Annotated in this window: 1 protein-coding gene; it reads right to left on the minus strand. The window is 74.8% G+C overall.

The features are described from left to right. The coding region (locus tag APM_RS13250) for a sigma-54-dependent Fis family transcriptional regulator (RefSeq protein ID WP_039888759.1) at positions 1-721 on the minus strand (721 nt) is incomplete at both ends.

A 721-nucleotide genomic window follows, 5' to 3' on the forward strand; every position in this document is an offset into this window, starting at 1 on the left:
GCAGTTCCTCGGCGATATCGTCCGGCAGGTGCTCCCAGCCGATCTCCGTCTCGTCCGCCTCGCACATCGACTGGCCGATCCGCAGCACATTGGCGAGCTGGCGGATATTGCCCGGCCAGTCATGCGCCCGGAACGCCGCCATCAGCCCGGGGGCGACGCCGCGCACCGTCTCCCCCGCCGCATCGAGCCGCAGGATGCGCTCGACCAGCGCATCGAGGTCGGTGCGCCGGCGCAGCGGCGGCAGGGCGACGCCGAGCCCGTTGATCCGGTAGAACAGGTCGGCGCGGAACCGCCCCTCGGCCACCGCCCGGCGCAGGTCGCAGTTGGTCGCGCAGATCAGCGCGAAATCCACCGGCGCCGGCCGCCCGCCGAGCGGGGTCACCACCCGCTCCTCCAGCACCCGCAGCAGCCGGGTCTGCATCGCCAGCGGCATGTCGCCGATCTCGTCGAGGAACAGCACGCCGTCCGCCGCCTCGCGGATGCGCCCCGGCGCGCCCTCGCGCCGCGCCCCGGTAAAGGCGCCGGGCGCGTAGCCGAACAGCTCCGCCTCGATCATCGTCTCCGGCAGCGCCGCGCAGTTGACGGCGACGAACGGCCCGCCCCGCCGCGGCCCCGCGGCGTGGATCGCCCGCGCCATCACGTCCTTGCCCACCCCGGTCTCGCCATGGATCAGGATCGGGATCGCCCGCCCCAGCGCCCGCCGCACCTGGCCGATCGCCCG

This window comes from Acidiphilium sp. PM (assembly GCF_000219295.1).
GTDB lineage: Bacteria > Pseudomonadota > Alphaproteobacteria > Acetobacterales > Acetobacteraceae > Acidiphilium > Acidiphilium multivorum.